Raw genomic sequence first — 25,111 nt, 5'->3', positions numbered from 1 at the left:
TAAAAAAAATGATTGGATTACCCTCCAATCATTTTTTTTATTGCATTCAGTTTCATTAAAGCTTCAATAGGTGTCAATGTATTAATATCTATTTTCGTCAACTCCTCACGGATATTTTCCAAAACAGGATCATCCAGCTGAAAGAAAGAGAGCTGCATATTTTCCTCTGTCACTCTTTTGATACTCTCAGAAGTACCTCCGGTTCCCTGAGTCCTGCTCGCTTCAAGGGTTTTAAGAATTTCATTTGCTCTGTTAACCACTTTGGCAGGCATTCCCGCCAGTTTTGCCACATGAATACCGAAACTATGCTCACTTCCACCAGGAACCAGTTTTCTCAGGAAAATGATGTTTCCTTTATTTTCCTGGATAGAAACGTGGAAGTTTTTCACCCTTTCAAAATTGACAGTCATTTCATTCAGTTCATGATAATGCGTAGCAAACAAAGTCTTGGATTGTGTAGGATGCTGATGAAGGTATTCTGCAATTGCCCATGCAATAGAAACCCCGTCATAAGTGGATGTTCCACGACCAATTTCGTCCAGCAAAATAAGGCTACGCTCTGAAATATTGTTCAAAATATTCGCTGCCTCGTTCATTTCTACCATGAAAGTTGATTCACCTGCAGAGATATTATCTGTAGCTCCTACCCTTGTAAAGATTTTATCCAACATCCCGATCTCAGCGTGTTTTGCAGGCACAAAACTTCCGATCTGAGCCAACAGGCATACAATAGCCGTCTGACGCAGAATGGCGGATTTACCAGCCATGTTCGGTCCTGTCACCATAATAATCTGCTGGGAATCTTTATCCAGGAAGATATCATTCGGAATATACTTTTCACCCAGCGGAAGTGCATTCTCAATAATCGGGTGTCTGGCTTCTTTTAAATCAATAGCAAACCCATCATTCAAAACAGGTCTTGTATAACTTTCAGCAACAGCCAGTTCAGACAATCCTGCAGCCACATCAAGCTGGGCAATGATATTGGAGTTTCCCTGGATCTGGTCAATATAAACCATCGTTTCCGCACATAAGTTTCTGTACAGCGAATTTTCCAGAACGCCTATTTTTTCTTCGGCACCAAGGATCTGACTTTCGTATTCCTTTAATTCTTCGGTAATATATCTTTCAGCATTCACCAAAGTCTGCTTTCTTACCCAATCATCCGGAACTTTATCTTTATGTGTATTCCGGACTTCAATATAATACCCAAAAACGTTATTAAAATCAATTTTAAGGCTTGTAATACCTGTTCTTTCAATTTCCCGCTGGCACATTTCATCCAGGAATCCACGTCCTTTATTCTGTAGATTTCTCAATCTGTCAAGCTCTTCAGAAACACCTTCTTTAATGATATTTCCTTTGGCAATGCTTACCGGAAGTTCTTCATTAAGATGATTCTGCAGAAACTTAATCAATTCTTCAAGATCAAACAATGGCTCCAGCCACGCCAGCACATCCGCATGAGGATGCAATAATGCTTTGATTTTATGGATATTAATTAAACTTTGACGAAGATACCCCAGTTCTTTAGGTGAAATTTTTTCTGCCGCCAGTTTTCCCATTAATCGGTCAAGGTCAGAAATCGATTTCAGAAGCTGGCAGATCTCATATTTCAGATGATCATTTTCGTTTAGGAAATCAATCAGAGAAAGTCTTCTCATAATCTCGTCCACTGACTTTAAGGGAAGAATGATTCTTCTTCTCAAAAGCCTTCCTCCCATCGGAGTGGAAGTTTTATCAATGATATCCAGCAGAGATTTTCCCTGTGGATTGCTTGGATAAACAATTTCAAGGTTTCTCAGGGTAAAATTATCCATCATCAGATAATCTTCCTGTGGAATGATCTGAAGCTTTGTAATATGGGCCAGCAGATTATGATGGGTATCTTCCACCAGATACGCAAAAATAGCTCCTGCTGCCGTAATGGCCAGCGGAAGGTTTTCTACACCAAACCCTTTTAATGAATTGGTTTTGAAGTGATTCGTTAATTTTTCGTAGGCAAAATTATATTGGAAAGCCCAATCTTCCAGTTTAAAGGCACTTCTATTTTTAATCTGCTCCGGAATCTGTACACTTCTCTGGTAAATAATCTCACTGGGATCAAAAGTATTGACAATGTGCAGCAACTTTTCCAGATTTCCTTCACTTACCAGAAACTCTCCTGTAGAGATATCCACTAAAGCGATTCCATATTTCTCTTTTTCTTTGTGTAAAGAAAGCAGGAAATTGTTCTTTTTTGAATTTAAAACCTGGTCGTTAAAGGTAACTCCAGGCGTAACCAACTCAGTAACACCACGTTTCACAATACCCTTCACCATTTTAGGATCTTCCAGCTGATCACAGATCGCTACTCTCATACCTGCCCTTACCAATTTTGGAAGATAAGAATCTACAGAGTGATGAGGAAATCCGGCAAGCTCTATATGCCCTTCACCATTAGCTCTTTTGGTAAGCACAATACCCAGAATCTGAGAAGTTCTGACAGCATCCTGTCCAAAAGTTTCATAAAAATCCCCAACCCTGAATAATAATAGCGCATCAGGATATTTCGCCTTGATGGTATTGTACTGTGTCATTAATGGGGTTTCTTTCTTCGCTGCTTTTGCCATAGTAAAAAATGAGCCCCAAATTTAGAAAAATAAATTCAGGGTAAGAGAATTGTTTAGGGGTTAATCTTCTATACTTTTCTTTATCAGTAATTAATCGTACTTTTCACCCATCAAATCACATCATTCATGGAATTTCCTGTTTTAGAGACTGAAAGGCTTATTCTACGTCAGCTCACTTTCAATGATACCCAAGACCTGTTCGAGTACTTTTCTCTGGATGAAGTCATGGAATATTATGATCTGGAAACCTTCAAAACAGAAGAGGACTCCCGGCACATTATTCAACATTTTAACAATGAGTTTGAAAAAGGGAAAGGATTCCGATGGGCACTGGAACTGAAATCTGAGAAGAAAGTGATCGGCACCTGTGGTTATCACAACTGGTACAGAGAACATTTCAGAGCTGAAATCGGCTATGAGCTCAATCCAAAATTCTGGCAGCAGTCTTATATGAAAGAAGCTATTCTTCCCATCCTGACTTTCGGATTTGAAACCATGAGGCTTCACCGTGTGGATGCTTTCATAGATCCTTCCAATATTTCTTCCGAAAGGCTGTTAACTTCTTTAAACTTCAACAAAGAAGGAACGTTGAAAGATTATTTTTTTGAAAAAGGAAAATTCGTAGACGCAACCATCTTCGGGCTGATTAATAAATAAATCCAAAATCTAACGCTAAAATGCAAAGCCAATTGATATTGGCTCTTCTTATTTCGGTCCGCAAGGGTGTTTCACTTAGCAATTGGCGACATGTCTTCGCTGAGTGAAACACCCTTGCGAACTTTTATCAGCAATCAACCAAAACTTGCGTCCTTGCGTTAAAATTATCTAAATGGTAATTTTTATCTTTCAGGTCTAAGATGTTTTTCCAAAGCATCTGAACTTTTCTTGTAGGCCCATTTCTGTTTGTAATCTACCCATTTAGCTTTGAAAAGTTTTCGCATAAGTTTATCCGTGTACCTCATAATGAAGACATGATACAGCATACTGGCAAAAACATTGGGTTTATTGGGAAGGGCTCTCAGTGAAAGAGAAAAACCTGGTTCCAGATATCTGTTGAAGTGCCAGAAAGCCCCTGGAATAAAGAGAGCATCGCCATGCTCCATAAAAATTTCGTATCCTTTAGCATATTTCAGTGCCGGAAATTTTTCGTAATCCGGATTTTCGTAGTCGACCTCGTAAACAGTATGAACAGACAAAGGTACTTTATATAAAAAAGGAGACTGTTTCTGGTCAAATAACAGGATTCTTTTCTTTCCTTCAAAATGGATATGCATAAAATCGCCCAAATCCACATCATAATGCATTAAAACATGGGCATCACTTCCCCCGAAGAATAATGTTGGAAGTCTCTTAAAAAATTTCATTCCCAAATCCGGATATGTAAAGTTTTTCAGCAGCTCAGGAAGTCTGTCTGTAATGATATAGAAAAAGATACGAAGATCCGAAGGCTTACTTTTTATGGTATCAATATACTCCTTCATTTTCATTTGGGCTACCGGAGCGTCAGAACTTTTGGCAGCATCTGCGGGCTTATTATCATACAACGGAACTTCCTGATCTCCCGCCTTTTCCCGGATGTAAGCCAGATTCCATTTGTCAAAAGCATCCCATCTGCTGGCAAAATTCTTGATTAAAAGAGGTTTTTGCTTTTTAAAATAATTTTTCTGAAAATCTTCTTTACTGATATCATTTACAATATCTACGTTTTCGAGGATCATGTATTTTGTATTTAATGCGAAATAAAAATAGTGTTTTTTTGAAACCTGAGAAAATTAAGATTAAAAGTGATGGAAGTTAAGATTTGTTGTTTGCAAACGTCTATACATTGTTCCATAAAAATCTTTTTATGAAAAACTTAGTCCCATTCTTCGGCTTCAATACCGTCTCTCTCCCAGCTTCAGACTTCCTTGCTTTATTAGCAGAGCTCAGATGAAAAATTTATATTTGTGGTAACAAGTGAATTTATGAGAGTCTACAATACCAAACATTTCCTTAAAATCCTTTTCAGTTTACACAAAAGTGATACACTGAAGATTCTTTTTCCAAGCATGGTTCTTATAGGACTTTATTCCTGGGGAATTCAGTATCTGGAAGTGGAATATCTGCACCTTACCTCAAAATCAGGAATCAGTAACGTGGGAATGATTCACTCTCTGTTAGGTTTTGTACTTTCGCTTTTATTGGTTTTCAGAACCAATACGGCTTATGACAGATGGTGGGAAGGCCGAAAACTTTGGGGAAAATTGGTCAATGACACAAGAAATTTTGCTGTAAAAATCAATACTATTCTTGGTGACAACCGTCAGGATGCTGAGCAGATTGCAAGATATTTAAAATATTTTCCTCACTTTTTAGCCAAACATCTTTCCAAAGAATCTACAAGATTGGCGTTGGATGAAGATTATTCTGAAATAGAAAGTTCATTAAAAAACCATGGCCCTAGTGAAATTGTTATTCTGCTAACCCATAAATTGAACTTATTAAAAAAAGAAGGTAAAATCTCAGAAATTGAAATGCTGTATTTAGACACTCAGCTTTCAGGATTTCTTGATGTATGCGGAGGCTGTGAGAGAATCAAAAACACTCCGATCCCTTATTCATATTCTTCTTTCATCAAAAAATTTATTATCCTGTACGTTTTTGCACTGCCTATTGCTTATGTGATCACTATTGGTCTTTTCATGATTCCGCTTACCGTTTTCGTCTATTATGTTTTAATGAGTCTTGAGCTGATTGCGGAAGAAATTGAAGATCCTTTCAACAATGATGAAAATGATATTCCTATGGAGACTTTAGCGCAGAATATTGAGAAGAATGTGCATCAGATTATGATCAGAAAATAAGAAATCAAGCTCTTAAAGCTTGATTTCTTTGAGTTCGCCGTCCTGTTTTATCTCTACAAACTTGCTTTCTCTGTTGGCTGCAGAATATCCGTAGAAAAACGTACTGTATATCGGTGTTGAATACATATAAGCTCCATAACCGTTATAAGCATCTGAAGTTCCTGTCTGCTGCTGATAACTTGCCGTTGCTGTAAAATTTACGATCGTTTCAAGATAATACTTACCTGGCTTCAGTTTTTCGAATTTAAACCTGCCGTGATCATCCGTTAAAGCTTCCACTCTATATTTAAAAGCTTCTTCGGACATATACACTGTTGTCTTTTTGTTTTCATACTTCCTTCTCATGTCATAAAATTCCTCGAAATAAGGCGTTACAGGAAAAAGCATGATAACAGTTCCTTTCGGTGCATAATGTTTTTCTCCAAGCAATGGCTTGATGCCCCAATTGTTTTTTTGTTTGGTGGAAGCAACGCCTTCAATGGTAGAATTCCCGAATCCCAGCATGTCTCTGGCTAATTTTTTATCAAAAAAAGCCTGAGGATAATAGGTGTTTTGTGCCTCCAGATAGATAAATCCCCATATTAATATGAATAAGGTGAATAATTTTTTCATAGTATATTTTTGAGTCAAATATAAGTATTTTACTATTTTTGAAATAAAAATAGCTATGAAGTACATGTTTCTATTGTTTTTTTCCACTTCTGTCATGATTATGGCGCAGAAACCATGTGGATATAAAAACGGATTACAGGAGGGATCCTGCAAAGAATTCTATGACAACGGGCAGGTAAAAAACATGGTAGAATGGGAAAAAGGAAAGCTGGACGGGGATGCTGTTTTTTATTATGACAACGGAAAAATACAGTCTAAAGGAGAATATAAGAAAGGATTCAAAATAAAAGAATGGTCCTATTTTGATAAAAACGGAGTGCTTACTTCTAGAGAGGCCTTCAGAAACGGAGAAAAGAATGTTTATGATAACAGTCTCACGGCTACTTTTTATTCTCCAGCCGGTAAAATAACTGAAGTTTCGAATTATAAATTCAATAAATTACAGGGAGAAAGCAAAACCTTCCATGAAGATGGAAAATCAGTGAAAGACATCGGCCAGTATGACAACGGCCTTGCGACCGGAAAATGGAAAGCATTTTATCCATCAGGAAAGTTACAACGTGAAACTGAGCTTGCCAACGACAAGAGAAACGGCAACAGAGTTCATTACCGTGAAGACGGAAGCATAGAAAAAACAGAGGTCTATCAAGACGGAAAATTAATCTCAACAAAATAATACAATTGGTACAGAAACTAAAACTGGAAGAACTTAACAGAATAGATGTAGAAACATTTAAGAAGGTTGAAAAGATTCCGTTGGTCATCATTTTAGATAATATCAGAAGTATGCACAATGTAGGTGCAGCCTTCAGAACAGCAGATGCCTTTTTAATTGAAAAAATAATCCTTTGCGGGATCACACCGCAGCCACCCCACCGTGAGATTCATAAAGCGGCATTGGGAGCAACAGAAAGTGTTGACTGGTCTCATGAAGCAGAAACCAATACAGCGATTTCTGACCTGAAGAGCAAAGGATACGAAATCATTGGGATTGAGCAGACTACCGGCAGCCAGCTTATTACCGATTTTACGATTGACAGATCGAAAAAATATGCCTTGATCTTAGGAAACGAAGTGGAAGGAATCAGTGATGATGTGCTCCCAAATATTGATGTGTTTTTAGAAATTCCACAGCTTGGAACCAAGCATTCTCTTAATGTAAGTGTGTGCGCGGGAATTGTGATGTGGGAATTTGCTAAAGCGTTAAAATAAAAAAACTGCATATGTCCTTAGTAGACAGTGCAGTTTGAAATAAATCTAATAAAAAGTAAAAATGAAAGGCGACAAAGGTACTTTATTTTTCTTTACAATCAAATTTTGATGGCATTTTTTTTGTTTCAGCTTAAAAAAAGTCGGGTTTTCAGAAAAAGTTTCATTTAATTTTTTATAAATTAGCACAATGTTTATCAAGGACTATATCTCAAAAGACTTTCCATGTTTTAGCCTGTCTGACTCCATAGAGTCGGCCAGAAATATGTTGGAAGATTTTGGATATTCTCATGTTTTCATCAAAAAATCCCACCACTTCTACGGAGCCCTTGCAATGGATTTTCTGTATGAGGAAGATGGCGGGACTTTGAAGGACCTTGAGCATCAGATTGAGCGGTTTGCCATCCTGGAGGACAGCAATATTATGGACAGCATCCGTCTGTTTTATACCTTCAGCAGCAATGTGATCCCGGTGATTAATAAAAATGAAAAATATCTTGGGTATATTACCTGTGAAGATGTTTTCCAGGACCTTTCCCGTTATCCTTTATTTTCAGAAACAGGTGCCATTCTTACTGTAGAAACTCCTGCCAGAAAATATTCCATGACGGAAATTACCAATATCGTAGAAAGCAACAACTCGAAGTTTTATGGAGGGTTTATAAGCTTTATGTCTGAAGAAGTGGTTCAAATCACCATAAAGATCAGCAATGAAAATCTGGCCTCGATAGACTCAACTTTTGACCGGTATGACTACAGAATTGTTGAGAAATACTATTCTGATGAGAAATCCGATCTGTTTAAAGACCGATTTGGTTTTTTACAAAAATTCATAGAAATATAACATGAAGGCAGCCATATATTCTCAGAAAAAAGATCTTGATACTTTTTTATATTTAAGCAAGTTTATCTCTGAACTTGAAGCCAGAGATGTAAAATCTGTTCTGTACGATGAAATGGCTGAAGCACTTCAGTTCTCAAAAATTTTCGAAACCTTCAACTGTAAGCAGGATCTTCTGGATAAGGAAGTCGATTTGTTTTTCACTTTCGGTGGAGACGGAACCATTGTAAATTCTTTAACATTCATTGAAGATCTTGAAATTCCTGTTGTAGGAGTGAATACCGGAAGACTGGGATTTTTAGCTTTTTTCACGAAAGAAGAAGCCTTTAAGGAACTGGATTCCATCTTAAAAGGAAATGTAAAAACAAGCCGCCGATCGGTAATTGAAGTTGTTTCTCCAAAGCTTGAAGGGTCTTTCCCTTATGCCCTGAACGACGTTACCGTTTCCAGAAAAGAAACCACCTCAATGATTACAGTAGATTCTTATATCAATAATGAATTTTTGAATGTATTCTGGGGTGACGGTGTTATTATATCAACTCCTACAGGTTCTACCGCTTACTCCTTGAGCTGTGGCGGGCCCATCATTTCTCCAAACAACGAAAATTTTGTCATCACTCCAATTGCGCCTCACAATCTGAATGTGAGACCTTTAGTGGTCAATGACAAAGTAGAAATAAAATTCAGGGTGGAAAGTCGTGTCCCTCAATATTCCCTTTCTCTGGACTCCCGACTGATCCACATAGAAACCGATAAGGAAATTATCATCAAAAAGGCTGCATTCCAGCTTCTTCTGGTACAGCCCAACAGTTTGAGTTTCTATGAGACGATCCGTCAGAAGCTACTTTGGGGAAGAGATAAAAGAAATTAGTGATTTCTTAAAAATGATTACCTTTACACGAAATTAAAACACCTAATAAATTTATAATAAAAAGTAAAACATGAGCAGAATTTTTCCGGCAGGAGTTGCCACAGGTCAGTTAGTTACTGATATCTTTCAGTATGCTAAAGAAAACAAGTTTGCATTACCTGCAGTAAACGTAATTGGATCAAGCAACGTAAACGCTGTGATGGAAACTGCAGCGAAATTGAACTCTCCTGTAATTATTCAGTTTTCAAATGGTGGAGCTGCATTCAACGCAGGGAAAGGATTAAACAATGACGGACAAAAGGCTGCCATCTTAGGATCTATCGCTGGTGCAAAACATATCCACACGCTTGCAGAAGCTTACGGAGCAACAGTAATTCTACACACAGACCACTGTGCAAAGAAATTACTTCCTTGGATCGACGGACTGATGGATGCTAACGAAGATTTCTTCAAGCAGACAGGAAAATCTCTTTACTCTTCTCACATGTTAGACCTTTCTGAAGAATCTTTGGAAGAAAACCTTGAGATTTCAGCTCAATATTTCGAAAGAATGGCTAAGCTTCAGATGACTCTTGAAGTAGAAATCGGAGTTACAGGAGGTGAAGAAGATGGTGTTGACAACTCAGATGTTGATAACTCTAAATTATATACTCAGCCTGAAGATATAGCTTACACGTATGAAAAACTAAAAGCTATTTCTGACAACTTTACCATTGCTGCTGCTTTCGGTAACGTACACGGAGTTTACAAGCCAGGAAACGTAGTTCTTACACCGAAGATCCTTGACAATTCTCAGAAATATGTTCAGGAGAAATTCGGAACAGCTGCTAAACCTATCAACTTTGTATTCCATGGTGGTTCAGGATCTACTTTAGAGGAGATCAGAGAGGCTATCGACTACGGAGTGATCAAAATGAATATCGATACTGACCTTCAGTTTGCATATACAGAAGGCGTTAGAGATTATATGGTAAACAATATTGATTATTTAAGAGCTCAAATCGGAAACCCTGAAGGAGAAGAAAAACCTAACAAGAAATTCTATGACCCAAGAGTTTGGGTAAGAAAAGGTGAGGAAACATTCTCTACAAGATTGGTGAAAGCATTTGAAGATTTAAATAACGTAGATACTTTAAAATAAGAACTGTACATTTGTACCGGTGTAAAAAGTATTCATAGGAATGCATTTACATTGGTACATTTTACATTTATACATTAATACAAGCAAAAATGGCATTCGACTGGTTTAAAAGAAAAGCAAAAAACATTACCACTTCTACTGATGAAAAAAAGGACGTTCCCAAAGGCCTTTGGCATCAGACTCCATCCGGAAAAGTTGTGGAACATGATGAACTGAAGAGAAATAACTATGTTTCTCCTGAAGACGGATTTCATGTAAGAATAGGAAGTGCGGAATTTTTTGACATCCTTTTTGACGGTGGTAAATTTACCGAACTGGATGCCAATGTTGAAAGTATTGATATCTTAAACTTCAAAGATACAAAGCCTTATAAAGACCGTCTGAAAGAAGTAAAAGCTAAGACCAAGCTTACTGATTCTATCAGAAATGCTGTAGGAACTGTAAAAGGAACTGAAATGGTAGTTTCTTGTATGGATTTTGCTTTCATCGGTGGATCTTTGGGTTCTGTAATGGGAGAAAAGATCAGAAGAGCAGTAGACTACTGTATCAAGCACAAACTTCCGTATATGATTATCTGTCAGTCCGGAGGTGCAAGAATGCAGGAAGCCACTTACTCTTTGATGCAGCTGGCAAAAGTTCAGGCTAAGTTGGCTCAGCTTTCTGAAGCAGGACTTTTATACATCGCTTATCTTTGCGACCCTACATTCGGTGGAATTACTGCTTCTTTCGCAATGACTGCTGATATCATCATGGCAGAGCCGGGAGCATTAATCGGTTTCGCAGGACCAAGAGTAATCCGTGAAACAATTGGTAGAGACTTACCGGAAGGATTCCAGACATCAGAATTCTTACAGGAAAAAGGATTTGTAGATTTCATCGTAAAAAGAACTGAAATTCAGGATACTGTTGCAAAAACAGTTAATTTATTAGCTGTAAAAGCATAGTATCTGTAACAAAAACAATACAATCTCTCTCTAATTAGGGAGAGATTTTTATTTATGAGGACTTTTAAGATATTTTTCAATACCATCAGAAGTATGAGTTTTAAAAAGATTATACGTCTATTATCACTTATCCTTCCCCATCCTCTTTTTGCCCTGTTGAGCTTTCATGCCACGGTAAAAGCGTTTACCATAGCTCAGAAAAAATTTCCTAAGACAGCTTCCACGAATGGAATTGGAAATGCATTCAGACATGCTCTATGGTGCTGCTTCATCATGATGTACTGCTGTAAAATTTCTTCTCCTAAAAAAGCACTTGATTTTTGCAAAAGAATCACAGACATGCATGAAGAACTATTTCCGAATGAGCCTTTGGAAACCAAAATGGATCTCCATAATAACAAAATCGGAATGGATTATTTCATGGAAATTTTACCGGGAATCCACCGTCAGTTTTTTGAAAAAAGCTTTTTTGTAGACGCATTAATCAAAAAAATGGATGAAGCTAAGGTTCTGAAACATCTTGATGATGATTTTGAAGGGCATCTTGTCTATTTGAAAGAATAATTTCTTTATTTAAACGCCACGATTCGCAAAGAAAACATAAAACTTCATGCATATTTTCGTCCGCAACGGCATTTCATTCAGCAATGTCTCTGTTTCTCTGCTTAGTACTAACGCCTTAGCGAACGAAAAAAATCAAACTTCATTATTAGAAACCTTTGCGTACCCTGCGTTAAAATAGGTTTAAGGTTTGAAACTATCATTAATTCTATTTCACATCAGAATAACAAAAGACTTTAGTTATTTTTGTGGTTTAAAGTATTTTTGATAAGTTTAAACAATTAAATCAATCAGATGGTTCTCAGCAGAATTTGGTCGGCTTTCATTATTATTGCCATTGCCATTGCCAGTATAAAATACGTTTCGTCAGGTCACTACAAAACCATTTTCAATGATATGGTAGTGGGAAAAGGAGGTGATACAGTGAAGATTGCATCACAGCCGATGAACAGCCTCTCTCCTGTTGTAAGAGACAGTCTGATGAAAAAGAATGATTTTGCAGACAGCAGAATTCACTATAAAACAGATTCTTTAAAACAGAATGTAAACGTTTACCGTGTTCAGGAAGCCGATGGAGTTATCGGAACTTCAGAAACTGCGGTGAAAATCTGCCTTGGTCTTATCGGGATTATGACGTTGTTTATGGGCTTCATGAGTATTGCAGAAAAAGCAGGAGGAATCAACCTTCTAAGCCGTCTGATTCAACCTTTTTTCTCGAAATTATTTCCTGATATTCCTAAAAACCATCCCGCTTTCGGGCATATGCTGATGAATTTCAGCGCCAACCTTCTGGGACTGGATAATGCAGCGACTCCTTTTGGACTAAAAGCTATGGAAAGCCTTCAGACTTTAAATCCAAATAAAGATACGGCCAGCAATTCACAGATTATGTTTCTGTGTCTCCATGCCGGAGGAATGACTTTAATTCCCGTGTCCATTATTGCCATCAGAGCATCAATGGGTTCCAAAACGCCTACAGATATTTTCCTGCCCTGTATGATTGCCACTTTTGCAGCTACTTTGGCGGCAATGATTATTGTTTCTTTATATCAGAAAATCAATCTTCTCCGTCCGGTAGTAATAGCTTATGTAGGAGGAATTTCAGCGATTATTGCTTTATTGGTAGTATACCTTGTGCAATTGAGTAAAGATGAACTGGATGACTTCAGTAAAGTATTAAGCAATGGTTTAATCCTGTTTATCTTCCTTGCGATTGTATTAGGAGCCGTTTATAAGAAGATAAACGTTTTTGATGCCTTTATTGAAGGCGCAAAAGAAGGTTTCACCACCTGTGTAAAGATTATTCCTTATCTGGTTGGAATGCTGATTGCCATTTCACTGTTACGAACTTCCGGTGTATTTGATGTAATTATTGACGGAATGAAATGGATAGCCAACGTGGCCAGTATGGACCCGAGATTTGTGGACGGACTTCCAACTGCGTTAATCAAACCTCTATCAGGTTCAGGAGCCAGAGGAATGATGGTGGATACGATGTCAACATTCGGAGCAGATAGTTTCCAGGGGAAATTAGCGGCAGTACTTCAAGGAAGCTCAGATACAACATTTTATGTGATCGCAGTTTATTTTGGCGCCGTTGCCATTAAGAATACAAGATATACGGTAATTGCCATGCTTCTGGCTGATTTAGTAGGCGTTATTACTGCAATTGCATTAGCTTATTTATTTTTTGCATAATAAAAAAGTTGCTGGTTGCTGGTTTCTAGTTTTTTAACCGTGAAAAAAGATATTAATGAGCTACGAAAAACTTGACATTTATAATATTGCTTTTGAATTGTTTATTGAAACACATAAATTATCGCTCAAACTACCCAACTATGAATTATATGAATTAGGAAGCCAATTGAGACGTTCTGCAGATTCTATTGTTACGAACATTGCAGAAGGTTATGGAAGAAACAATTACAAAGGTGACTTTATTAGATTTCTCACTTATTCTCAGGCAAGTTGTGACGAAACAGTTTGTCACTTGTCAAAAATCGACCGTCTCTATCCGGATTTAAGCTCAGACTTTAAAGAAAAATCAGAACAATACAAACTCTTAGGAGGAAAAATCAATAACTTTATAAAATACGTCCAATTAAGCTGGCGAACCTAATCCAAACCAACAACTAGCAACTAGCAACTAGCAATTAGCAACAAAATACCCTATTATGATTACAGATAAAGAATTTACCCTAAGACTCATCCGTCAGCTAACCCAGGCATTGGAAAAACTTATCCTGGATAAACCTGAAGAAAGTTTAATGCAGAAAGAACTTGATTTTGATACCCTGATGAGAGACATTTTCAAGATGAGTTTTACAGAAGTTTCTTCTAAAACAAAGGAAGAAATGATCGCTATTGTTAATGAAAGACAGGAAAGGGATCACAAAGATTATTATGAAATGCTGGGAAATCTTTTCTACTTCAACAGCAGGCATGATGAAAACAAAGATTTTCAGGATAAAGCAAAGACTTTCTACGAGCTGTATCTTCAGACCAGTGGTATTTTTGCACTTCCGATAATAAACAGAATCAACGAATTAAAAAAAGCACTTGAATAAAGTGCTTTTGTATTTTTAGAATGTAATTTTATAAGTTCCTGTAGAAGAAGTACTGGCTTTCTCTGCTTTTACATATTTCTTTACCCAGGCTACTGATGTGGATGATACACAAGGATCTGAAACACCTCCCAATCTTCTTGCAGACACAACATTTCCAGCTTTATCCACTGTGTAAGCAATGGTAATTGATCCGCTTGCTGTACAGCTGTGAGATGGCTGTGCACCACCCCTTCCCATTGTTCCTGGGATGTAGCCTACCAGCTTTCTGTCTATTCCGACTTTGCTATCTCCGTTTCCGTCACCTCCTAAAGGATCTCCAGCGTTTCCTATGCCTTCACCTGTTCCCTGGCTTCCGGCTTTTGTTCCTCTTCCTTTGATCAGGTTTCCAATAGCGGCATTTCCTTTTCCGTCTCCATTCCCTGTTTTTGAGTTGGCTGTAGTAGCTCCGGATTTCTTCGTATTTTTTGAAGCACTTATACTGGTGGCTTCTTTTTTCTCTGCTTTTTTAGATTCCTCTTTTTTAGGAACTGTTGCTTTTGAATTATTTCCTGTGATGACTTTCTCCTTTGCCTCTACTTTCTTTGGTTCAGGTGCAGGTTCTGGTTTTACAATAGTTTTTGTTTCTGGAACAGGTGTTTCTGCAGGCTCAGGCGTCACTTCTTCTGTAGCTGCTGCAAGACTTCCTGGCTGTTCAGCAGGTTCTTCAATCCCTTTACCATTTCTATTGTCGCCGAAGTTCACCAACATGGTAGTAACCACTTCAGGATCTTTATCCAACTCAGGTTTTAGTTTATACAAAAAAACAAAAAGCAAAATAGCAGCCCAGATAAGAACAGAAAGCAGGGCGCTCTTTATTCTATCTTTGTTTTCTTCGTTTCTGTTTGCTGTATAGCTTCTCATCTTAACAGGTAATTCTTTCCGGAAATCCGGATTTGTTATTTATCTTTAACGGTTGCAATTGCAATATTAAACTTATGTTTTTCAGCAATTTCCATTACAAAAACAACATCTTTATGCAATGTGTTTTCGTCAGCTCTGATTGTGAATGATTGATTGGTCTGACCAGCCAGTTTATCTACAATACTCTTCTCAAGTTCTCCTTTATTAACAGGATTGTCATCTACAAAAAATGAGCCGTCCGGTTTAATGCTTACTGTCACAGGATTAGGTATATTATCGTCAACAGCTCCGGCTTTCGGCAGGTTCACATCAATAGCACTTTGATTGGCGGCAGAAGAGGTGATCATAAAGAAAATCAGCATCAACAGGATAACGTCTGTCATCGCTGCTAAACTGAATTCCGGGTTTGCTTTATTTCTTCTCTGAATTTTCATCGTAAGAAAGATTTATAAAGGTTTGTTGATAAGGTCTAAAAATTCTCCTGACATATTCTGAGCCTTCAATACAAACTTATCAATCCTTGTCAATAAGATATTGTAACAGAAGTTGGCAGGAATGGCTACTGCCAAACCTACAGCGGTCTGTCCTAATGCCGTATAAATACCCTCTGAAAGTGTTTTCGGAGAGAAAGATCCTGTGGCATGAGATAAATTAAAGAAAGCGATAATCATTCCGATTACTGTACCCAAAAGTCCTAACATCGGTGCAATACTCGGTACTACAGCCAAAAGGTTCAGATTTTTCTCCATATTGGCAACCTCTACCTGAGCCTGAGCCTCCATAGCACTTACGATATCAGAAACAGGGCGTCCCAGTCTTGAGATTCCTTTTTCTAAAATTCTTCCTTCCGGAGAATTCTGTGTTTTGCAATAATCTGTTGCAGCCTCTATTTTTCCAGCTTTGATAAAGTCTTCAATATTATTCATGAAGTTGGAATCCGTTTTTGAAGTCAGTCTTTTGATAAAGAAAAATCTTTCAAAAAATAGATACAGAGAAAATATTCCCAACAGCAATACCGTGACCATCACTATTTTAGCGAACGCTCCTCCGTGGAACATAATTTTCCAGAATGAGAACTCTAAGTTGTCCGCAGCAACTGCAGGTGTGGCGATTTGTGCAAATAAAATCTGAGAAAGTTCCGTTAACAGCATTAAATGTGAATTTTATTAAATTTTCAACGACAAATGTAGTAGAATATTATGAATTGAACTCTTAAAAATTGCTTAAAAACAACTTAAAATTTGTTATTATTTACCAATAGCAAATTTCTTTCCAAAAATAATTTTGAAAAGAAATTCGGTATTATAAAAGGATGAAGACGATTGTTAATCCTCGTCTACCTCAATATCATCCTGACTGAATTCGCATTTTAATCTAAAAGGAATCGGTGTATCAGATCCGGTATAGAAATCATCAATGGTCCCCTTCCAAATGACCTGAAGCTCTCCTTCCTCATTTTTTTCGAAAAGAAGCTCATTGTCATAGATATAGGCATCTTCGTCGTCGAAAAGGTCTACTTCTGTGTAGGTTTCTTCATCAGAGTCATTGATTGTGATAGTTTTTCCTTCTATTTCCGCTGATTCTATAGGAAAATCAAAAACTTCAAGTGAAAGCTGCGGAAAGTTGTACTGTAGTGAATCATCGTCCACGTGATCCAAACTGTCATCCGTAATAACTTCAACCTCTAAAAAATGTTGTTGGTTACTGTAAACCGCTTTACAATAAGTATTTCTGATATTGTATTTTAGCGTTTCCTCCGGATGGTAAATTTTTAAAATCCCTTTCATTTTTTCTTAAAAAAGAACTGTAATAATATGATTGTTAAACGTTTTAGACAAAGATAAAAAATTGATTCAAAGTTGAAAGGATTTTGAAAATAATTTTTTAAAATCAACTCATACCATAAGTCTGAATATCCCAATAATACTTACTTTTGTTTTCATAAAGATTCTGAAAATGAAAAACATTTTATCAAAAGGGATTCTTGGATTAGGGCTGATGATCGCGCTTGCTTCATGCAAAAAATCGGATTCTCCTCTTACCAAAGTGACTCCCAGCAACCTGGATTCTATTGCTTCCAACTATTATGAGCAATATCTTAAGCTATACCCTTTAGACGCTACATCTCAGGGAGATACAAGATACAATGACCAGCTTCCCATCAATATTGATAAGGATTTTATTTCAGGAGAAGTGGCTTTTTATAATTCTGTTCAGAAACAGCTGGAGCATGTAGATTACAAAACTCTTTCTGATGAAGATAAAGTGGTGTATGATGTGCTGGATTATACTTTAAAAGATAAAATTGAGGCCTATGCCTATCATCCGGAATATATTCCTTTCACACAATTCGGAGGTCTTCCGCTTACTTTTCCGCTGTATGGAAGCGGACAGGGCAGCCAGCCTTTCAAAACTGAAAAGGATTACAGCGATTGGCTGAAAAGAATGGAAAAATTTCCGGAATGGATGGATGCTGCAGCGGATAACTTCCGTGAGGGAATCAACAATAAGGTTGTACTTCCTAAAAAACTGGTTATCAAAATGATTCCCCAGATGAAAGCCGAGGAAATCACAACGTCTGATATGGAAAAGAATATTTTCTACGGACCGATTAAAGATTTCCCGAAAAGTTTCACTCAGGACCAGAAAGATAAATTTTCAACACTTTATAAGGAGACAATCACCAAAAAAATTATTCCGGCTTATACTAAAATGGGAGTGTTTTTAGAAAAAGATTATCTTCCTAAAGCCAGAGATACAGACGGATACAACAGTCTTCCCAACGGTAATGAGATTTACAGCTATTATGTAAAAAGTTGGACAACTACTAAGAAATCTCCTGATGAGATCAATAAAATTGGGTTACAGCAGGTAGCTATGCTCCGTGCAGAAATGGAAAAAGTAAAGCAGCAGGTAGGTTTTACCGGAAGTCTGGAAGAGTTTATCACTTTTGTGAAAACAGATCCAAAGGCAATGCCTTATAAAACCTCTAAGGAAGTTTTAAATGCCTTCAACGGTATTCTGACGAAGATTACTCCGAAATTGAAAACAATGTTTAACGTAACTCCAAAAACAAAGTTTGAAATCAGACAAACGGAGAAATTCAGAGAGGCAAGTGCCAGTGCAGAGTATATACCGGGAACTCCTGACGGAAAAAGAGCGGGTATATTTTATGTTCCTCTTCCTGACCCTACGAAATTCAATGTTACTTCAGGAATGGAGTCTCTTTTCCTTCATGAAGCGATTCCGGGACATCATTATCAGGTTTCTTTACAACAGGAGAATACTAAGCTTCCAAAGTTCATGAGATTCGGATGGTTTGGAGCCTATGGTGAAGGATGGGCACATTATTGTGAAACGCTAGGTCCTGAATTTGGTTTATATACTGATCCTTACCAGAAAATGGGGTATCTGAGCGATCAGATGCTGAGAGCGGTACGACTTGTAGTGGATACAGGACTTCATACCGGAAAAATGTCAAGAGAAGAAGCCATTAAATATTTCTTAAGCAATATTTCTTACGATGAAGGATCTGCCACTGCAGAAGTGGAAAGATACATGGCGATGCCGGGACAGGCTTTAGGCTACAAAATAGGTTCTTTAAGAATCCGTGAACTGAGAGAAAAATACCAGAAAGAACTTGGAAACAAATTCAACCTGGCAAACTTCCATGATGAAGTATTAAGCCAGGGATGTCTTCCTTTGGACGTTCTGAACAGGAAAATGGAGCTTTGGGCTCAAAAACAGAAATAAACTTACATTAATAAAAGGGTACATTGAAAAAAGTACCCTTTTTTATTTACTCTTCTAAATAAACAAAATTGATATGATCACAGAAAGCCTTAGATCTCTTTACAGCAGAGATTTAAACAAACTAAAAACAGAGGTAGAAGCCTATCAAAATGAAGAAAATCTATGGAAAATTGATAAAAACATAGCTAATTCTGCGGGTAATCTGGTTCTTCATTTGGTTGGAAACCTCAACCATTTTATAGGAACGCATCTTGGAAACACAGGATATGTAAGACAACGTGACCTGGAGTTTTCCTTAAAAGATATTCCAAGATCCGAACTTATTGAAAAAATAGAGGCAACTACAAAAATGATAGATTTTACTCTTTCTCAATTATCAGAAGACGACCTGAAAAAAGAATATCCTCTGGTTGTTTTTGAAAATAAAATGACTACAGATTACTTTCTGATTCACCTGATTGCTCATCTGGACTATCACTTGGGACAGGTCAATTATCACAGGAGATTATTGGATTATTAAATACATTTCTCTTACATGATGTTTTTTAAACCATGTCAAGGTTTTGAACCTTGACATGGTTTATTTTAATAAACGCAGCGATAATAAAGTAATTGTTGCGTTTTATTTTTAGTTCGCAAGGGCGTTTCACTTAGCGAGGAAACTTTTGTCTTAACTGAACGAAGTGCCTTTGCAAACTATTTCAACGTAATTTTTATAAAATCTTTGCGAACGTAGCGCTATAATCATTGAATTATTTCTCAAACATCATTTTCGTAATAAAATCCTTCTCTCCTTTTCCTCTTGCCGGAGAATATTCTCTTCCATAGAAAATGATCTGAAGATGAAGCTTATTCCATACTTCTTCAGGGAATAAACTTTTTGCATCACGCTCTGTTTCTACTACATTTTTTCCTGACGTAAGCTTCCATTGCGTCATCAGACGGTGAATATGGGTATCCACAGGAAAAGCAGGAAATCCGAAACCCTGGCTCATTACTACTGAAGCCGTTTTGTGTCCTACGCCCGGAAGAGCTTCCAATTCTTCATAAGTCTGGGGAACAATACCATTATGTCTTTCTAACAGAAGTTCAGCCATTCTCTTCAGGTTTTTGGCTTTTGTATTGGATAATCCTATTTCTTTGATCAGTTCTTTGATTTCAAATTCTTCCAGCTTAGCCATTCTTTGCGGCGTTCCTGCTACTGCAAAAAGATCGGGCGTAACCTGGTTTACTTTTTTATCTGTAGTTTGCGCAGAAAGTGCTACGGCAACCATTAATGTATAGGGATCGGTGTGATCTAACGGAATAGGTGTGGTGGGATATAATTTCTCCAGTTCTATCTGAACGAGCTCAGCTCTTTGTTTTTTTGTCATGTAACCCTTAAATTTGAACAAAATTAAATCATTATGCTGAAAGTTGGAGATAAATTACCTGAATTTGAAGAACTCAATCAGGACGGAGAAACAGTAACCTCATCAAAATTAATTGGAAAAAGACTAGTGGTTTTCTTTTATCCGCAAGCAAATACACCAACCTGCACGGTGGAAGCCTGCAACCTGAGTGATAATTATACTCAGCTTAAAAAAGCGGGATTTCAATTATTGGGAATAAGTGGTGATTCAGTAAAAAAGCAGAAGAATTTCCACAGCAAATTTGCTTTTCCTTATGATCTTATTGCGGATGAAAATCATAACATCATTGAGAAATTCGGGGTATGGCAGGAGAAAAAAACGTTTGGAAAAACCTATATGGGAATTGTAAGAACCACTTTTATCTTTGATGAAAATGGCATTTGTACAAGAGTAATTGAAAAAGTGACTTCAAAGACTGCTGCTGAGCAGATTCTGGAGGGATAACTTCTTTTTTCAAACACGGATATCACGAATATTTTCACAAATAACACAGGTTGTATTATTTGTGAAAATATTTTTTTAATTTATTATTCTGTTTCGTAATAGTTTAATTCTTCAGTTTCTCCGGGAAGAGTGACATATTTTTTAAACCTTAGTCCTAACTTTTCGATTAGTTTTTGGGAAGGAACGTTATCTTTTGAAATGATGGCAGATATTTTTGTTAATCCAAAATCATCCATTCCAATAGATTTGACCTTCTGAGCCGCTTCAAAAGCATATCCTTTACCTTCAAACTCTTCCAGCAGAGAATATCCTATATCTACAATATCCAATCCTTCTCTTTCAAAGATTCCTACTGCGCCTACTTTTTCATTTCCGTCTTTAGTCACTAAAAGATAGTTTCCAAATCCAAGTCTTTCAATCTGAGGAGCAAATCTGTTTAGGATATAATTTTCTGCATCTTCAATGCTATTAACATTACGGTTGCCGATATGTTGAATAAATTTTGGTCTGTTATAAAGCTCAAAAACAAAGTCTCTGTCTTCACGGGACATTGGACGAAGTATTAATCGTTCAGTCTCATAAGTGTTATCTGCGCTTGGGTGTTTTTTTAGGCTCATCTTTCTTTGGTTCTTCTTTTTTTTCGATTTTTAAAAGTCTCGGGTTATTAGCACACTTTTTATTGTAAAGCTCGATATAGGTTCCATTGTCCTTCACATTACCTACAGCACCTGTTGATTTATTTACAGTCACCGTATAATGCGTTTTCTGATAAGGACATTCCTTTGAGGTTAGTTTTCCAAGGTCAAGATAATAATTCGATTTGTCTTCATGATAGTTACCTGCAAGGTCTTTGAATTCCTCATCCACCATATATCCTTCAGCAGCCAGCATTACGGCGGCTTCCTGGGCATTATCAATCCGGTCTATGAACTTCTTAAGTCCTTCAATATCGGTAACATAATTAACTTTTCCAGCTTCTGAATAAGCAATATAATAAAAGCTGTCTTCACTGGGAAAAAGATTAAATCCGGAGAACTGAGGGGTATAATCCACCTTACCCGAAATTTTTATTTCTTCACCTTTTCCATAGCTGTTGTATACCAATATCCATGAATCTACCCTATTACTTGGATTGATCTGCTGTAAAATATTCGGAATGCTTGAAAATTTTTTCTTCTCCTGAGAAAATCCTAAGACTCCCAAAAGTAAAAATATAAGAATTGTAAATCGGGTTGCAGCTTTAATCATAATTTAAAAATCAGCAGAAAATATACCAAATTTTACATAAACTTATCTCCTTTCTTAAAATTCTTTAAGTCCAGAACATAATCTTTTATAAGCTGGTCGTTATCCCGCGGGCAGATAAGAAGTGCTTTATCGGTATCTACAACAATGTAGTTTTCAAGGCCGTCAATGATTACCGCCTTGTTATTATTTCTCAGACGGATAATGTTTCCTTTTGAATTATAGGAAAGTAAGTGCTTTAGTTTTACAGCATTTCCGTCTTTATCTTTTTCTGTATTTTCGTAAACAGAGGTCCATGTTCCCAGATCGCTCCATCCTAAATCTGATGGAATCACATATACATTCTTTGCTTTTTCCAAAATCCCGTTATCAATAGAGATTTTCTGAACTTTTGGATAAATAGTTTCAATACAGCTTTTTTCCTTTTCAGAATTGTATTCACAAGCCATAAAATGCTGCATCATTTCAGGAAGATAAAGGTCAAAAGCATGGTGAATACTTTTTACATTCCAAATAAAAATACCGGCATTCCAAAGGAAATCGCCACTTTCCAAGAAGCTTTGGGCAATTTCAAGAATAGGTTTTTCTGTGAATGTTTTAACTTTAAAATAGTCAGAACCCTTTTTTTCTACAAATTGAATGTAACCGTAGCCCGTATCAGGCCTTGTTGGAGTAATCCCTAATGTTACCAGATAATCATGTTTTGAAGCTACCTCAAATGCCAGCTCCACTTTTTCCAAAAATACATCCTCTTTCAGGATCAGGTGATCTGCCGGAAGCACAATCATTGTTGCATCCGGATTAATCTCAGCAATCTTGTTGGCCATGTATAAGTTACATGCAGCCGTATTTTTCATAAGCGGTTCCCCCACAATGTTTTCTTCAGGAATCTCCGGAAGCTGCTGATGGGAAAGAGCCACATACTCTTTATTCGTAATCACGAATATTTGCTCTTTAGGAATTACCTTGCTGATTCTGTCATAGGTCTGCTGAATCATAGTACGCCCGGTACCTAAAATATCCTGAAACTGTTTTGGAAATTTCTGCGTGCTCATCGGCCAGAACCGGCTCCCGATTCCTCCCGCCATTATAACGCAGTATCTATCTGATTTTAACATTCTTAACTACATTTTTCTACCCTAGCTAATGGCTTGAAAGAATACTTCCTTCCAGTAGCCAGGTTCTTACAAAGATAGTTTTTTTTAACCAGACCTTCTAATAAATACTTTTCGTTGCGGTATATAAAAAACTCCCCCTTCTGAAGTTCCTCGATAAAATGAAGAGTATCATCTTGTTTCTCAGTATGAAAATACCTTACCAGATCAGGGCTTGCCATAAAGTTTGCTTTGGGTGATTTTGAAAACTTTATGATGATGGGTTTTAACTCGTCATCATAAATTTCAAGGCTTTCAAGGAGCATATTTCTGAAAGTTTCTTTCCATTCGTTGCCATGAGGAGATATTTTTCGTCCATATTTTTCAAACGCAATCAGGTGCGCAAGCTCATGGGTCAGTACAAAGAAAAAAAGTTGCGGAGTAAGCGTAGAGTTTACCGTTATTTCATGGGAATTGTCCGGAAGCTTTCTGTAATCTCCCAGTTTTGAATTCCTGTTTCTAGTAACCTTTATATGTATATAGTAATCTGAAAACCAGATTCTTAAATATTTAAGAGTGTTTTTTTTAGGTAAATATTTTTCTAATGATTGAATTGGCATTTTACAAACTTAATGGAATTCCTGCATAGAAATTCAATAGTTTAAGACTAAAAAGATAATTATATTTTGCCTGCGCTACTGATCCCTGTGCATTTGCATAATTATTTCTCGCCACATTGACGTCATAGATGGTTGTTCTTCCTGCTGTATAACTTTTGTCAGCAAAATCAAGAGCCAGTTTCGAACTTTTCTCTGCTTCTACTGCTGACAGGTAGGTTTCATAATTAGCGTCAGCATCAAACTGAGCTTTCTGTACGTTTTGTCTTACGGTCTGTTTCTGTTGTTCCAAGGAATTCTTGGCTAAACTTTCATTTATTTTAGACTGTTCTACCTGAAGTTTTGTTTTCCCCTTATTGAAGATAGGAATATTAAGTGATAACCCTACATTTTGTCCAAACTGATCTTTATATTGTTCAAAAAAAGTTCCCTGCACAACACCTGGCACAGGATCAAACTGCCTGTTATAGAAAGTGATAAGCCCTGCACTGCCTGTTAGCGTTGGCCAGAATGCTGTTCTGCTTACCTCAGTTTGTGCTTCGGCAGATCTTATTCTGCTTTCAGCTGCTTTGATCTGCGGTTGTATCTCATAAGCCGTTGTAAGCACTTCATCTGCAGTAGTAAGTTGTAAATCAAGTTTTTCCGGAATATTCACATCTTCCACATCAAAACCCTTATAATCTGAAAGCTGTAAAAGCTGAACGATGGCAAACAAAGCACGACCAACATTTACTTCTGCAGTTTTAAGATTTTGTTTTTCTCTTGCCAGTGCAGCTTCAGCCTCCGCCAGAACCGTCTGGGCTGTTGTTCCAACCTGAGTGGTGATTTTAGCTCTGTCAAACTGTTTCTGAGCATTATCTACGGCACTCTGAGAGATTTTAACAATCTCTTTATTCAACAAAGTAGTCAGATATTGTTGAGCAATCTGAAGAGAGATATCATTTTTAATGGTTTCAATGTCATATTGACTGGCTTCTACATCAAACTGGGCCTTTCTTACATTTTTCTCTAATCTCCCATTATTATAGAGCAAAATCTCAGCACCTAGACTAATATTGTTATTGAATCTATCGTTTCTAAAACTTCCGGCTCCTAATGACCCTTGCCCGAAGCTCACCCCATTCGTCATACTTCCCGATACAGAAGGCAAGTATTCTTTTTGGGCGGCTTTAAGATTGTATTCCTGGTTTTGTTTGTTATACTGATTTTGGATAACCTGAAGATTATGCTCCACTGCATAGCTTACACATTCTTTTAAGGACCATTTCTTCTGAGCGCTTAAACCCAGATAACCTAATCCAAAAACGATGATCCAAACTTTTTTCATATTATGTAGATGTTTATTTGTTTTTAATGGTCATATGGAATCGTGTCATCTTCATCAGTATTGTAAATGCAAATCACAGCGACTTCATATTAAGATTTTTCAATATTAGACGAATTAA

The 25,111-nt window shown here is 37.1% G+C and carries 28 protein-coding genes; 15 read left to right on the top strand and 13 right to left on the bottom strand.

The features are described 5' to 3' along the window. Positions 1-17: 17 nt before the first annotated feature. Positions 18-2,612 (bottom strand): DNA mismatch repair protein MutS, encoded by a 2,595-nt coding sequence (gene mutS / locus LC457_RS01025; protein ID WP_223598237.1) that lies wholly within the window; start codon positions 2,610-2,612, stop codon positions 18-20. Positions 2,613-2,738: 126 nt separating this feature from the next. Here mutS and LC457_RS01020 point away from each other — a divergent pair, with 126 nt between their 5' ends. Further along, the gene (locus LC457_RS01020) at positions 2,739-3,269 is read left to right on the top strand and encodes a GNAT family N-acetyltransferase (RefSeq protein ID WP_223598236.1); all 531 of its coding nucleotides are present in this window, start codon (positions 2,739-2,741) and stop codon (positions 3,267-3,269) included. Positions 3,270-3,451: 182 nt separating this feature from the next. On the opposite strand, the gene LC457_RS01015 is transcribed toward LC457_RS01020, so the two are convergent. Continuing rightward, positions 3,452-4,330 carry a cupin-like domain-containing protein gene (locus LC457_RS01015; RefSeq protein ID WP_223598235.1) on the bottom strand — a complete coding sequence of 293 codons (879 nt, stop codon included), beginning with the start codon at positions 4,328-4,330 and terminating at the stop codon, positions 3,452-3,454. 228 nt (positions 4,331-4,558) lie between these two features. On the opposite strand from LC457_RS01015, the gene LC457_RS01010 reads away from it, so the two are divergent. Next, positions 4,559-5,455: a bestrophin family protein gene (locus LC457_RS01010; RefSeq protein WP_223598234.1), complete on the top strand. Its 897-nt coding sequence runs from the start codon at positions 4,559-4,561 to the stop codon at positions 5,453-5,455. 12 nt (positions 5,456-5,467) lie between these two features. Here LC457_RS01010 and LC457_RS01005 read toward each other — a convergent pair whose 3' ends face one another. Next, positions 5,468-6,067: a hypothetical protein gene (locus LC457_RS01005; protein ID WP_223598233.1), complete on the bottom strand. Its 600-nt coding sequence runs from the start codon at positions 6,065-6,067 to the stop codon at positions 5,468-5,470. A 55-nt stretch (positions 6,068-6,122) separates the two neighbouring features. On the opposite strand from LC457_RS01005, the gene LC457_RS01000 reads away from it, so the two are divergent. The 10 genes from LC457_RS01000 (at position 6,123) to LC457_RS00955 (ending at position 14,201) form a co-directional block, all read left to right on the top strand. Beyond that, positions 6,123-6,743 carry a toxin-antitoxin system YwqK family antitoxin gene (locus LC457_RS01000; RefSeq protein ID WP_223598232.1) on the top strand — a complete coding sequence of 207 codons (621 nt, stop codon included), beginning with the start codon at positions 6,123-6,125 and terminating at the stop codon, positions 6,741-6,743. Between the two features lie 5 nt (positions 6,744-6,748). Then, on the top strand, positions 6,749-7,279 hold the full coding sequence (locus LC457_RS00995) for an RNA methyltransferase (RefSeq protein WP_223598231.1): 531 nt from the start codon (positions 6,749-6,751) through the stop codon (positions 7,277-7,279). Between the two features lie 187 nt (positions 7,280-7,466). Continuing rightward, entirely contained in the window at positions 7,467-8,120 is a 654-nt protein-coding gene (locus tag LC457_RS00990) for a CBS domain-containing protein (RefSeq protein WP_047375984.1), read from the top strand. 1 nt (position 8,121) lies between these two features. Continuing rightward, the gene (locus LC457_RS00985) at positions 8,122-8,988 is read left to right on the top strand and encodes an NAD kinase (protein WP_223598230.1); all 867 of its coding nucleotides are present in this window, start codon (positions 8,122-8,124) and stop codon (positions 8,986-8,988) included. 70 nt (positions 8,989-9,058) lie between these two features. Further along, positions 9,059-10,129 (top strand): class II fructose-bisphosphate aldolase, encoded by a 1,071-nt coding sequence (gene fbaA / locus LC457_RS00980; protein ID WP_105682972.1) that lies wholly within the window; start codon positions 9,059-9,061, stop codon positions 10,127-10,129. A gap of 89 nt (positions 10,130-10,218) precedes the next feature. Next, positions 10,219-11,073: an acetyl-CoA carboxylase, carboxyltransferase subunit beta gene (accD, locus tag LC457_RS00975; RefSeq protein WP_047095043.1), complete on the top strand. Its 855-nt coding sequence runs from the start codon at positions 10,219-10,221 to the stop codon at positions 11,071-11,073. Positions 11,074-11,127: 54 nt separating this feature from the next. Further along, positions 11,128-11,637 (top strand): hypothetical protein, encoded by a 510-nt coding sequence (locus LC457_RS00970; protein WP_223598229.1) that lies wholly within the window; start codon positions 11,128-11,130, stop codon positions 11,635-11,637. A gap of 291 nt (positions 11,638-11,928) precedes the next feature. Beyond that, positions 11,929-13,332 (top strand): nucleoside recognition domain-containing protein, encoded by a 1,404-nt coding sequence (locus LC457_RS00965; RefSeq protein ID WP_223598228.1) that lies wholly within the window; start codon positions 11,929-11,931, stop codon positions 13,330-13,332. Between the two features lie 55 nt (positions 13,333-13,387). Beyond that, entirely contained in the window at positions 13,388-13,753 is a 366-nt protein-coding gene (locus tag LC457_RS00960) for a four helix bundle protein (protein ID WP_223598227.1), read from the top strand. A gap of 55 nt (positions 13,754-13,808) precedes the next feature. Beyond that, a complete protein-coding gene (locus LC457_RS00955; RefSeq protein WP_223598226.1) occupies positions 13,809-14,201 on the top strand; it encodes a hypothetical protein in 393 nt (130 codons plus the stop codon). A gap of 15 nt (positions 14,202-14,216) precedes the next feature. Here the strand turns inward: LC457_RS00955 and LC457_RS00950 are convergent, their stop codons facing one another. The 4 genes from LC457_RS00950 to LC457_RS00935 form a co-directional block, all read right to left on the bottom strand. Continuing rightward, positions 14,217-15,101 (bottom strand): ferric siderophore ABC transporter substrate-binding protein, encoded by an 885-nt coding sequence (locus tag LC457_RS00950; RefSeq protein WP_223598225.1) that lies wholly within the window; start codon positions 15,099-15,101, stop codon positions 14,217-14,219. A gap of 35 nt (positions 15,102-15,136) precedes the next feature. Beyond that, positions 15,137-15,535, bottom strand: a complete 399-nt coding sequence (locus LC457_RS00945) for a biopolymer transporter ExbD (protein WP_213277581.1) — start codon at positions 15,533-15,535, stop codon at positions 15,137-15,139. Between the two features lie 12 nt (positions 15,536-15,547). Continuing rightward, positions 15,548-16,252, bottom strand: coding sequence for a MotA/TolQ/ExbB proton channel family protein (locus LC457_RS00940; protein WP_047422081.1), 705 nt, complete (start codon positions 16,250-16,252; stop codon positions 15,548-15,550). A 174-nt stretch (positions 16,253-16,426) separates the two neighbouring features. Further along, the gene (locus LC457_RS00935; RefSeq protein WP_223598224.1) at positions 16,427-16,888 is read right to left on the bottom strand and encodes a hypothetical protein; all 462 of its coding nucleotides are present in this window, start codon (positions 16,886-16,888) and stop codon (positions 16,427-16,429) included. A gap of 169 nt (positions 16,889-17,057) precedes the next feature. Here LC457_RS00935 and LC457_RS00930 point away from each other — a divergent pair, with 169 nt between their 5' ends. Both LC457_RS00930 and LC457_RS00925 read left to right on the top strand, forming a co-directional pair. Beyond that, positions 17,058-18,854 (top strand): DUF885 family protein, encoded by a 1,797-nt coding sequence (locus LC457_RS00930; RefSeq protein ID WP_223598223.1) that lies wholly within the window; start codon positions 17,058-17,060, stop codon positions 18,852-18,854. Positions 18,855-18,927: 73 nt separating this feature from the next. Next, complete coding sequence (locus LC457_RS00925) at positions 18,928-19,374, top strand: DinB family protein (RefSeq protein ID WP_223598222.1); 447 nt, start codon at positions 18,928-18,930, stop codon at positions 19,372-19,374. Positions 19,375-19,606: 232 nt separating this feature from the next. Here the strand turns inward: LC457_RS00925 and nth are convergent, their stop codons facing one another. Beyond that, positions 19,607-20,227 (bottom strand): endonuclease III, encoded by a 621-nt coding sequence (gene nth / locus LC457_RS00920; protein ID WP_149387431.1) that lies wholly within the window; start codon positions 20,225-20,227, stop codon positions 19,607-19,609. Positions 20,228-20,260: 33 nt separating this feature from the next. Between nth and bcp the strand changes: the two genes are divergently transcribed. Further along, complete coding sequence (gene bcp, locus LC457_RS00915) at positions 20,261-20,710, top strand: thioredoxin-dependent thiol peroxidase (protein ID WP_223598221.1); 450 nt, start codon at positions 20,261-20,263, stop codon at positions 20,708-20,710. Between the two features lie 83 nt (positions 20,711-20,793). Here bcp and LC457_RS00910 read toward each other — a convergent pair whose 3' ends face one another. Genes LC457_RS00910 through LC457_RS00890 form a run of 5 tightly spaced genes read right to left on the bottom strand, consistent with a single transcriptional unit; the run spans position 20,794 to position 24,993 of the window. Continuing rightward, on the bottom strand, positions 20,794-21,327 hold the full coding sequence (locus LC457_RS00910; protein WP_223598220.1) for a GNAT family N-acetyltransferase: 534 nt from the start codon (positions 21,325-21,327) through the stop codon (positions 20,794-20,796). Then, entirely contained in the window at positions 21,296-21,958 is a 663-nt protein-coding gene (locus tag LC457_RS00905) for a hypothetical protein (protein ID WP_223598219.1), read from the bottom strand. The genes LC457_RS00910 and LC457_RS00905 overlap by 32 nt, the downstream gene beginning before the upstream one ends. Before the next feature lie 32 nt (positions 21,959-21,990). Continuing rightward, entirely contained in the window at positions 21,991-23,073 is a 1,083-nt protein-coding gene (locus tag LC457_RS00900) for a mannose-1-phosphate guanylyltransferase (RefSeq protein WP_223598218.1), read from the bottom strand. Positions 23,074-23,075: 2 nt separating this feature from the next. Further along, complete coding sequence (locus LC457_RS00895) at positions 23,076-23,669, bottom strand: SprT-like domain-containing protein (RefSeq protein WP_223598217.1); 594 nt, start codon at positions 23,667-23,669, stop codon at positions 23,076-23,078. Between the two features lies 1 nt (position 23,670). Next, a complete protein-coding gene (locus LC457_RS00890) occupies positions 23,671-24,993 on the bottom strand; it encodes a TolC family protein (RefSeq protein ID WP_223598216.1) in 1,323 nt (440 codons plus the stop codon). Between the last annotated feature and the right edge of the window lie 118 nt (positions 24,994-25,111).

Source organism: Chryseobacterium sp. GVT01B (assembly GCF_019970045.1).
In the GTDB taxonomy this organism is placed as follows: Bacteria; Bacteroidota; Bacteroidia; order Flavobacteriales; family Weeksellaceae; genus Chryseobacterium.
Note: the sequence above shows the minus strand (reverse complement) of the source record. Positions and strands in the feature narration are given on the sequence as shown.

Excerpts from the sequence above, each read along its gene's own strand:
- LC457_RS00985 (WP_223598230.1), top strand. The coding sequence starts at position 8,122 with ATGAAGGCAGCCATATATTCTCAGAAAAAAGATCTTGATACTTTTTTA.
- LC457_RS00925 (WP_223598222.1), top strand. The coding sequence starts at position 18,928 with ATGATCACAGAAAGCCTTAGATCTCTTTACAGCAGAGATTTAAACAAA.
- LC457_RS00940 (WP_047422081.1), bottom strand. The coding sequence starts at position 16,252 with ATGCTGTTAACGGAACTTTCTCAGATTTTATTTGCACAAATCGCCACA.
- LC457_RS00945 (WP_213277581.1), bottom strand. The coding sequence starts at position 15,535 with ATGAAAATTCAGAGAAGAAATAAAGCAAACCCGGAATTCAGTTTAGCA.
- LC457_RS00905 (WP_223598219.1), bottom strand. The coding sequence starts at position 21,958 with ATGATTAAAGCTGCAACCCGATTTACAATTCTTATATTTTTACTTTTG.
- LC457_RS00950 (WP_223598225.1), bottom strand. The coding sequence starts at position 15,101 with ATGAGAAGCTATACAGCAAACAGAAACGAAGAAAACAAAGATAGAATA.
- LC457_RS00990 (WP_047375984.1), top strand. The coding sequence starts at position 7,467 with ATGTTTATCAAGGACTATATCTCAAAAGACTTTCCATGTTTTAGCCTG.
- LC457_RS01005 (WP_223598233.1), bottom strand. The coding sequence starts at position 6,067 with ATGAAAAAATTATTCACCTTATTCATATTAATATGGGGATTTATCTAT.
- LC457_RS01000 (WP_223598232.1), top strand. The coding sequence starts at position 6,123 with ATGAAGTACATGTTTCTATTGTTTTTTTCCACTTCTGTCATGATTATG.
- LC457_RS00935 (WP_223598224.1), bottom strand. The coding sequence starts at position 16,888 with ATGAAAGGGATTTTAAAAATTTACCATCCGGAGGAAACGCTAAAATAC.
- LC457_RS00965 (WP_223598228.1), top strand. The coding sequence starts at position 11,929 with ATGGTTCTCAGCAGAATTTGGTCGGCTTTCATTATTATTGCCATTGCC.
- nth (WP_149387431.1), bottom strand. The coding sequence starts at position 20,227 with ATGACAAAAAAACAAAGAGCTGAGCTCGTTCAGATAGAACTGGAGAAA.
- mutS (WP_223598237.1), bottom strand. The coding sequence starts at position 2,612 with ATGGCAAAAGCAGCGAAGAAAGAAACCCCATTAATGACACAGTACAAT.
- fbaA (WP_105682972.1), top strand. The coding sequence starts at position 9,059 with ATGAGCAGAATTTTTCCGGCAGGAGTTGCCACAGGTCAGTTAGTTACT.
- LC457_RS00960 (WP_223598227.1), top strand. The coding sequence starts at position 13,388 with ATGAGCTACGAAAAACTTGACATTTATAATATTGCTTTTGAATTGTTT.
- LC457_RS00970 (WP_223598229.1), top strand. The coding sequence starts at position 11,128 with ATGAGGACTTTTAAGATATTTTTCAATACCATCAGAAGTATGAGTTTT.
- LC457_RS00890 (WP_223598216.1), bottom strand. The coding sequence starts at position 24,993 with ATGAAAAAAGTTTGGATCATCGTTTTTGGATTAGGTTATCTGGGTTTA.
- LC457_RS01020 (WP_223598236.1), top strand. The coding sequence starts at position 2,739 with ATGGAATTTCCTGTTTTAGAGACTGAAAGGCTTATTCTACGTCAGCTC.
- LC457_RS00910 (WP_223598220.1), bottom strand. The coding sequence starts at position 21,327 with ATGAGCCTAAAAAAACACCCAAGCGCAGATAACACTTATGAGACTGAA.
- LC457_RS00900 (WP_223598218.1), bottom strand. The coding sequence starts at position 23,073 with ATGTTAAAATCAGATAGATACTGCGTTATAATGGCGGGAGGAATCGGG.
- LC457_RS00895 (WP_223598217.1), bottom strand. The coding sequence starts at position 23,669 with ATGCCAATTCAATCATTAGAAAAATATTTACCTAAAAAAAACACTCTT.
- accD (WP_047095043.1), top strand. The coding sequence starts at position 10,219 with ATGGCATTCGACTGGTTTAAAAGAAAAGCAAAAAACATTACCACTTCT.
- LC457_RS00930 (WP_223598223.1), top strand. The coding sequence starts at position 17,058 with ATGAAAAACATTTTATCAAAAGGGATTCTTGGATTAGGGCTGATGATC.
- LC457_RS01015 (WP_223598235.1), bottom strand. The coding sequence starts at position 4,330 with ATGATCCTCGAAAACGTAGATATTGTAAATGATATCAGTAAAGAAGAT.
- LC457_RS00955 (WP_223598226.1), top strand. The coding sequence starts at position 13,809 with ATGATTACAGATAAAGAATTTACCCTAAGACTCATCCGTCAGCTAACC.
- bcp (WP_223598221.1), top strand. The coding sequence starts at position 20,261 with ATGCTGAAAGTTGGAGATAAATTACCTGAATTTGAAGAACTCAATCAG.